We start from the raw sequence: 6,697 nt of genomic DNA on the forward strand, positions 1-6,697 counted from the left end.
CGATTTGTCGACCGGAGATGCCAGTCGTGGAACAGAGGTCCAGATGCGCAACGCCGATGGGGTCACGGACGGACTGCGCCTGCGGGCGCTCGATGGCCTGCGCTTCGTCGCGGCGTTCGCCGTCGTGGCCTTCCACTTCACCGGCCGGGACAACCCGGGCTGGGACGAGAACGTCGGTGAGGTCTTCCCGCGGCTGAGCGCGATCACCGTCTACGGCGGGTTCGGCCCGTACCTGTTCTTCATGATCAGCGGTTTCGTGATCCTGATGAGCGCCTGGGGTCGCTCGATGCCCAGCTTCATCGCCTCGCGCGTCGGGCGCCTCTACCCGGCCTACTGGGCGGCGGTCGTGATCATCGCGATCGTGCTCTGGATCTTCCCGATCATGAAGCACTGGGAGGACCTCGGGCTGGCGGGGGTGCTCGTCAACCTCACGATGTTCCAGACCGCCTTCGGGGTCGCGCACGTCGACGGCGTCTTCTGGACGCTGTGGATCGAGCTGAAGTTCTACGTGCTCCTCGCGCTGGTCGGCCTCGCCGGCGGCTTCACCCGTGGCCGGATGCTGCTGTTCTGCCTCGCGTGGCCGCTGCTCGGGGCGATGGTCGGCCGCACCCCGCTGGGGATCGCCTTCCTTGAGCCGACGTACGCGCCGTTCTTCTGCATCGGGATCGTCCTCTACCTGGCCCACCGCTTCGGCTGGGACCTGCCGACCGGGTTGATCCTCGGGGTGAACGTCGCCACCGCACTGTGGATCTGCAAGGACCACTACATCCCGTGGTCGGAGCGGGTCGCCGGTGTCGAGGTGTCGATGGGCACCCTGACCCTCGTGATGTTCGGCTGCGTCGGCGCGGTGGTGCTGGCCACGCTGACCCCGGTGGCCCGCCTCGACTGGCGCTGGCTCACCACCGCCGGTGCGCTGACCTACCCCCTGTACCTGGTGCACGAGATCCCGGGATGGGTCCTCATCCAGAAGATCTCCCCGGTGCTGCCGGCGTACGCCACGCTCGCCGTCGTCACGTCGATCGTCCTCGTCGCGGCCTATGCCATCCACCGCTTCGTCGAGCGCCCCTTCGGCCCCCGCCTGCGGCGGGCGGTGGAGCGCGACCTCGTCCGGCTCGCCCTGCCCGCCCCCGCGGCGGAGGTGCCGGCGGCCGCGTCGACCGCCCCTCGCGACGAGCGCCCGGCCGGTCTCCCGGTCCACGACGGACGCGACAGGTCCTGGCGCGACGCCATCCCGGTCCCCAGCCGCCCGGCGGCCGCTCCGAGGGAAGGTGCGCAGACCCCTGGGGCCGGAGCGATGACGGCGTCCCGGGACCTCGCGCACGTCGTCGCCCGGAGCGCCGGGCGTCGCGGCAACCTCGACGATCGTCCCGAGGTGGCGCGCCGGCGGTAGCGGCCGTCCCGCCCCCGCTCCTGGCGCGGGCAGCCCGCTGCCGACGGGGCGCCCGGTGCGCCGACGGCGGGCGGTGGCGCCGCGCCGGGATCGACCGGGGACAATGGCGGCGACGGACCGACCGGCAACGGAAGATGGACCCATGACCCGCATCGTCATCATCGGTGGTGGCCCAGCCGGCTACGAGGCTGCGCTGGTCGCCGCGCAGCTCGGCGCGCAGGTCACCGTGATCGAGCGCGACGGCATCGGCGGGGCCAGCGTGCTCACCGACTGCGTGCCCTCCAAGGCCCTCATCGCGGCAGCCGGCGCCATGACGTCGGTGCGCGACTCCGCCGTCCTCGGGGTGCACGGCGCGGAGCTCGCCACCGTGAGCCTGGACCTGCCCGCGGCCAACCAGCGGGTGAAGAACCTGTCGATGGCCCAGTCGGCCGACATCCACGCCCGGCTCGAGGCCGAAGGCGTGCGGATCGTCGCCGGGCAGGGCCGGCTCGCCGACGACGAACCCGGTCTGGCCGCCCACGAGGTCGAGGTCCTCGACCGGAACGGCAGGGTCGTGGACACGGTCGAGGGCGACGTGGTCCTCATCGCCACCGGCGCCGACCCTCGGGTGCTGCCCGGTGCGGAGCCCGACGGCGAGCGGATCCTGGACTGGCGCGACGTCTACGACCTCCAGGAGCCGCCGGAGCACCTGGTCGTCGTCGGGTCGGGCGTCACCGGGGCCGAGTTCGCCTCCGGCTACCTGGAGGCCGGCGTGCCGGTGACCCTCGTCTCCTCCCGCGACCGGGTGCTCCCGGGGGAGGACTCCGACGCCGCCGAGGTGCTCGAGCAGGTCTTCCAGTCCCGCGGCGGCCGCCTCGAGCGCGGCCGGGCCGCCGGCGTGCGGCGCACCGAGAAGGGCATCTCCGTCGAGCTCACCGACGGGCGCTGCGTCGAGGCCTCGCACGCGCTCATGACCGTCGGCACCGTGCCCAACACCGCCGGCCTCGGGCTCGAGCGGGCCGGCGTGCAGGTGACCGAGGCCGGGCACGTCGTCGTCGACCGGGTCTCTCGCACCTCGGTACCGGGCATCTACGCCGCCGGTGACGTCACCGGCGTCTTCCAGCTGGCCTCCGTGGCCGCCATGCAGGGCCGGATCGCGATGTGGCACGCGCTGGGCGAGGCCGTGGCGCCGATCAAGCTCAAGACGGTGGCCGCCAACGTCTTCACCCACCCCGAGATCGCCACCGTCGGCGTGCAGGAGAAGTCGCTCGCCGAGAACGCCGACGTCGAAGCGGTGCGGCTGCCGCTGGCGACCAACGCGCGGGCCAAGATGAGCGACCTGCACGACGGCTTCGTGAAGCTGTTCGCCCGGCGTTCCACCGGGGTGATCGTCGGCGGGGTCGTCGTCTCGCCGGGGGCGTCGGAGCTCGTCCTGCCGATCGCCCTGGCCGTGACCAAGGGGCTCACCGTCGACGACCTCGCGCAGACCTTCGCGATCTACCCGTCGCTGTCGGGTTCCATCACCGAGGCCGGGCGCCGTCTCATGGGGGCCGACGACCTGGCCTGAGCCGGTGCCCCGGGGGGACCCGGGGCACCTGCGGCGGGTGTGACGGGAGTTCGGCTCAACATCCGGCGATCCGTGCCGATCCGGCGCGCGGCCGCCGATTCAGGAGTCGATGTCTCCTGACCACGACCTCCGCCGCGGCCGCCGCTCCTCCCGCCTCCTCGGGCTGGCCGGCGCCCTGCTCGTCGCCGCCCTCGGCGCCGTGGCCGCGCCGGCCGTCGCCGCTGCCGACAGCGGCACGACCACCCTCGTCGGTGAGCTCGTGCACGTGTGGGCGGAGGGCCAGGAGGGCCACCACGGCGGGGGGGCCGACGACGGCACGCGGCTGAGCTGGGTCGCCACCGCCCAGGGCGCGGTCCGCGTCCCCGCCGACCAGGTCGCCGGGGTGCCGGCGGGCGCCACCGTGGCGCTCACCGTGGGGGGCGCGGTCGAGGACCAGGCCAGCGCGGACGGCCACGAGCCCGCCCGCACCGTGCTGGAGAGCGACGTCCTCGCCCCGCCCCCGGTGACGGCGCCCGAACCGCTGCCCGCGCCGCGGGGCGGCCTGACCAACGAGGTCACGGTCGTGCTGGTGGCGCCGGCCGGGACCACGCCCGACGGGACGCGGCTCCGCGACGTCGTCACGACGGTCGACGGACCGGTGTCCCGCTTCTGGGCCGAGCAGACCGGTGGCGCCGTGACCCTCGGCGTCACCGCTCGGCACGACTGGCTGAGCACGACCGCCGGCTGCGCGAACCCGGAGGCGCTCTGGGACGAGGTCGCCCGGAAGGTCGGGTTCGTCGGTGGCCCCGGCAAGCACCTGCTGCTCCGGCTCAGCGGCGAGACCGCAACGCAGCCGGCATGCTCGTACGCCCTCGCCCAGGTCGGTGCGTCCCCCGCGTCCGGCGGGCGGCTCTACGTGCGCGACAACGGGGCCGCGGTCATCGCGCACGAGCTCGGGCACAACTTCGGCCTCGGCCACTCCTCGGCGGCGCAGTGCGACGGCGCGGTGGAGGAGGGGGTCTGCCGCACCGCCGGGTACCGCGACTTCTACGACGTCATGGGCGCCTCCTGGGCCCAGCTCGGCTCGCTCAACGCCGTCCAGGCCGCCGCGCTGGGCGTCCTCCCGGCCGCGGCGCAGCGCACCGTCGCCGTGGGTGACGCGGCCACGTCCGTGACGCTCGCCCCGTGGGCCGGGGGAGCGGGGCCGCGTGCCCTCCGGCTGGTCGATGCCGAGGGCGTGAGCTACTGGGTGGAGTTCCGCGCCGCGACCGGCCGGGACCGCTGGCTGGCCGGCCGGGACAACGTGTACCGCCTGGACGCCGGGGTGCTGGTGCGGCGGGCCGGCCAGTTCCCCGACACGTCCCTGCTCCTCGACGGGACGCCCAGCCCGGCCGACCGCTGGGACGCCGACCTGCAGTCAGCCCTCCCGGTGGGGACGGCCGTGGCCCTCTCCGGGGGAGACCTCACGATCACGGTGCGGCAGGTGGGCGACGACGGCGCGGTGCTGGACGTCGTGCCGGGTCCCCGCCCCGCTGGCGGCACCGCCGGGCCGGCGGCGGACCTGCCCCAGGGGACGACGATGCCGGCGGATGTCGCGGACGCCGCGGATGCGGTCGCCACCACGCCGCGGGCGGGCACGCCCCCGGTGGCCGCGCCGCAGCCCGCCGTCGCACCGGCCCCGGAGGCCTTCTGGGCGCCCGAGGTCCGGATCCCCTCGTCGACCCGTCCGACCGCCCTGGACCCGGTGGCCGACGCCTCCGATTCGCCCGGCGCGCTGTCGCTGCCCCTCGTCGCCGCTGTCGCCGCCGTGCTGCTGGCCGCGACGCTGCTGCTCGTGCGCACCCTCCGGCGCGCCCCGCGGCGTCGCTGACCCGCGTCGCGGGGCGCGCCGGCGGTCCGGGACCCGGTCACCTGGACGGGGACGGGAGCGCGACCCCGCTTCAGAACGGGGGGTGGGCTGCCGATGACAGCTCGACTGCCCCTCGACGAGGAGAGAGCCTTGTCCTCCGCTGCCCGCTCGTGGTTCCCACGGCTGCTCGCCCCGGCCGCTGCGGCCGTCGTCCTCGGTCCGCTGCTGGTGGCCCTCCCCGCCGTCGCGGAGGAGGGGTCCACCGACACCGTCGTGGGCGAGCTCGTCCGCGCCTGGGCGGACCCCGAGCGCGTCGAGCCGGCGTCGGGGCTGACCGATCCGCACGCCGAGCACGGCGAGGACGGGCTGCTGAGCTGGATCGAGGTGCCGGACGGCGGATCGGTCCGCGTCCCCACCGGAGACCTGGCCCACCTCGACGTGGGGACGACCGTCGCGGTCACGGTGGGGGAGCACATCGCCGACGAGGCGACCGTGGAGCACGGGCTGGAACCCGCTCGCGAGGTCGTCGGGACCGAGGTGCTGGCCGCCGCCACTGCCCCTGCGGAGACGGTCGTGCCCACCCATGCGGTCACCGTCGTGATGGTCCAGCCGGCGGGCGCGCCGCGGGACAGCCGGCAGCTGGCCGACGTCGTCGCCGCCGTCGACGGACCGGTGCGGCAGTTCTGGCACGAGCAGAGCAACGGCGCCGTCACCGTCGCGGTGACCGGCAGCCGCGACTGGATCAGCACGGCGGCGGGCTGCAGCGCGCCGCTGGACATGTGGAGGCAGGCGGCCGCAGCGATCGGCTGGACCACCGGTGCCGGGAAGCACCTCCTGCTCTACGTCCCACGCGGCACGGCGAACTGCTCCTACGGTCTCGGCACGGTGGGCTCGGGCCTGGGCTCGGGTGGATACGTGTACGTGCAGGACACGGCGACGTCGGTGATGGCCCACGAGCTCGGGCACAACTTCGGCCTCGGCCACGCGTCGGCGCGCCAGTGCGACGCGACCCCCGAGGCAGCCCCCTGCCGCACGGTCGCCTACCACGACCTGTACGACGTCATGGGCGCCTCGTGGCACCAGGTGGGCAGCCTCAACGCCCCGCACGCCGCACGGCTGGGGTTCCTGCCGTCGTCGGCCGCGCAGGTGGTGCCCGCCTCCGGCAGCGGCGGCACGTTCACGCTCACCCCGATGGGCGGCCGCAGCGGACTCCGGGTGCTGGCGCTGGACACCGGGAGCGGCCGCTACTGGGTCGAGTACCGCGCCGCGGTCGGGCGGGACGCCTGGCTCGCCGACCCCGCGGCGAACTTCGACCTCCGCCCCGGGGTCCTGGTCCGCGTCGACGGACCCGGGCCGACCAGCGACACCTCGCTGCTGCTGGACGCCACGCCGACGGCGCAGTCCTCGTGGGACCAGGACCAGCAGACGGTGCTGACGCCCGGCGGATCGATCACGCTGGGCGGCGGCTTCACTGTCGGCCTGACGGAGGCCACGGACTCGGGCGCGACGGTCACCGTCTGGACGGCCGCCGACGGACCGGTCGGCGAGGGGCCCATCACGACCAAGCACCAGTCGCTCGGCGGGTCGGCCGGCCGGCTCGGCGAGCCGACCAGCGCCGTGCGCTGTGGGCTGCGCGACGGCGGCTGTCTGCAGCACTTCCAGGGTGGGTCGATCTACTGGACGCCGTTCGCCGGTGCCCGGGCGATCGACGGTGACATCCGCGCCCGGTGGGGGCAGCTGGGCTGGGAGCTGGGGTACTACGGCTATCCGGTGACCGATGCCCGCTGCGGGCTGCGCAACGGTGGGTGTCTGCAGCACTTCCAGGGTGGGTCGATCTACTGGACGCCGTTCGCCGGTGCCCGGGCGATCGACGGTGACATCCGCGCCCGGTGGGGGCAGCTGGGCTGGGAGCTGGGGTACTACGGCTATCCGG

At 74.8% G+C, this 6,697-nt stretch carries 4 protein-coding genes; all 4 read left to right on the forward strand.

All coding sequences use genetic code 11. From position 1 onward, the window contains the following. Positions 1–43: 43 nt before the first annotated feature. Positions 44–1,390 (forward strand): acyltransferase family protein, encoded by a 1,347-nt coding sequence (locus ACI799_RS14265; protein ID WP_456613336.1) that lies wholly within the window; start codon positions 44–46, stop codon positions 1,388–1,390. Between the two features lie 142 nt (positions 1,391–1,532). After that, positions 1,533–2,936 (forward strand): NAD(P)H-quinone dehydrogenase, encoded by a 1,404-nt coding sequence (locus ACI799_RS14270; protein ID WP_456598312.1) that lies wholly within the window; start codon positions 1,533–1,535, stop codon positions 2,934–2,936. 109 nt (positions 2,937–3,045) lie between these two features. Further along, entirely contained in the window at positions 3,046–4,785 is a 1,740-nt protein-coding gene (locus ACI799_RS14275) for a reprolysin-like metallopeptidase (protein ID WP_456613337.1), read from the forward strand. Positions 4,786–4,914: 129 nt separating this feature from the next. Further along, on the forward strand, positions 4,915–6,697 hold a 1,783-nt coding region (locus ACI799_RS14280), incomplete at its 3' end, for a M66 family metalloprotease (RefSeq protein WP_456613338.1).

It is taken from the genome of Blastococcus sp. SYSU DS0753, from assembly GCF_054051175.1.

Excerpts from the sequence above, each read along its gene's own strand:
- ACI799_RS14265 (WP_456613336.1), top strand. The coding sequence starts at position 44 with ATGCGCAACGCCGATGGGGTCACGGACGGACTGCGCCTGCGGGCGCTC.
- ACI799_RS14270 (WP_456598312.1), top strand. The coding sequence starts at position 1,533 with ATGACCCGCATCGTCATCATCGGTGGTGGCCCAGCCGGCTACGAGGCT.
- ACI799_RS14275 (WP_456613337.1), top strand. The coding sequence starts at position 3,046 with ATGTCTCCTGACCACGACCTCCGCCGCGGCCGCCGCTCCTCCCGCCTC.